The sequence below is a fragment of the Psychrobacter nivimaris genome, assembly GCF_904846365.1.
In the GTDB taxonomy this organism is placed as follows: domain Bacteria; phylum Pseudomonadota; class Gammaproteobacteria; order Pseudomonadales; family Moraxellaceae; genus Psychrobacter; species Psychrobacter nivimaris_B.
Genome location: NZ_CAJHAL010000070.1, coordinates 1 through 1,656, shown reverse-complemented (window position 1 = coordinate 1,656; position 1,656 = coordinate 1). Strand labels below are relative to the sequence as shown.

Here is a 1,656-nt window from a genome sequence, read left to right as displayed (position 1 = left end):
TGAGCTGCTTTATTTCTTGAAGAGCACTCATAAGATCAGGATCATATTGTTCTGTGCCAATAAGCTTGCCTTGATTGGCTTTGTTCTGCCAGTTCGATAACGTTTGCATCGCTATGCCAAGTTGCTTTGCAGTCGCTGAAATATTGCCATTGTTGTCTGCTATCTTTTTAACAGCTTCTGCTTTAAATTCGTCACTGTAGGTTCTTACTTTCTTGGTCATGGTAAACTCCTGTCAATACGCTTAGTTTACCAAGTTTAGTTGTACGGTTTCTTCAGCATAGCTCATACATCATGGCGTTAATAATAGAGGATAGTCGAGAAGACTTCATAAACTTGAGTAATTTAAATTATGATGCTATGGAAATCTCTAGGCTCGAGACTCAAGAAGTTGCATCAAGTTTAGTAAATAAAGGGCTTATTAAAACTAACCCTTTTGAATCTACTTTAGTGTCTTTTACTATTACCGGAAGAAGCAAAGCTATTGAAATTAAAAATAGTATTACCCAAGCTCGTAGGTTACGCTGAGACGGAAGACCTAAAAATTTAACATTTTAGAGTATTGTATAAATTATGAACAACTTGAAATTTGATGACCTACAAGTATTTAAATCAACTAATGCAGTTGTTATTCCTTACATTAGAAGATGCAATTTGGAAGCAGGTATTGCGGTCACCCCTAGTCCTTTAGAGCAATACACACTAGATTGTTTTAAGGCTGTCAAAAATATCACTAATTGCATGGAGCAACTACAATTTTCCATCGACCTTTTATCTGGCTATAGAGCTAGCACTTCGCCCCAATCAATGAATCGTCATGATCATATTGTATTTGCCATAGAAAATTATTATCTTCGAATCACTTCTGTTTACGATAGATGCTTAAGGCTGGTCAATACTCTTTATAACTTAGGGTTACCTGAAAGAGACTGCAAAAATAGCACTATTGTCAAAAATATACATGTGAAAGGATCTAGTATAGAAACGAGCTTAAAAGCTCTAGATAAATTTACAAATAATTTTAGACAGTTTAGGAACTCAGTTGCACATAATGAAACATATAGTGAAGACGATAAATTAAATATTATTGCATCTTATTATTTTCTTGAGGCGCAAGGAGCAACCGAAATTATTAGGTTTAAGCATCTATATAAAACTGAAACAGATAAATATATAAAGGACAAAAAATCCGAATTCAAAGTACATCTTGTTGAACTTGAAGGCTTAATCATTGGTTTCTTGAATGCTGTAAATACTAAATATCTAGGAATGAAAGATAAGCTTACATAGTGAAGTCCATATTTTAGATTAACAAAGTAAAATCAAACTAATTGACATTACACAGAGCTAACGAAGCTTTCACCACCAGCATTGATGATTTTGAGCTTAAAAACCAGCATAGAACGTCATGGAGAATACAATACTTAACAAGAGAATAAACTCATTTCAAAGCTAAATAATTGCCTTGAGTTGCAGTTTAATCTCGAGTCTAGTGGTTATTTTCGTTAGTTTACAGCTTCAAGAAATTAACTGGGAGTTTCCTAAAAACTGTGTAACTGCTTATAATCCATTAACAGGAGAATAAGCAATGACTACTCAATCTGACATTAAAAAACTGGCCGAACAAATGGCTGGTAGCATGAACAGCTTCGATGACAT

2 protein-coding genes and 1 pseudogene are annotated in these 1,656 nt (G+C 34.0%); 2 read left to right on the top strand and 1 reads right to left on the bottom strand.

Annotated features, from left to right (window positions below; translation table 11 throughout):
• On the bottom strand, positions 1–220 hold a 220-nt coding region (locus JMX63_RS14355), incomplete at its 3' end, for a transposase (RefSeq protein WP_201573187.1).
• 350 nt (positions 221–570) lie between these two features.
• Between JMX63_RS14355 and JMX63_RS14350 the strand changes: the two genes are divergently transcribed.
• Together JMX63_RS14350 and JMX63_RS14825 are read left to right on the top strand one after the other, a co-directional pair.
• The gene (locus JMX63_RS14350; RefSeq protein WP_201573185.1) at positions 571–1,287 is read left to right on the top strand and encodes a Cthe_2314 family HEPN domain-containing protein; all 717 of its coding nucleotides are present in this window, start codon (positions 571–573) and stop codon (positions 1,285–1,287) included.
• A 298-nt stretch (positions 1,288–1,585) separates the two neighbouring features.
• Positions 1,586–1,656, top strand: a pseudogene (locus tag JMX63_RS14825) (transposase); the annotation flags it as partial.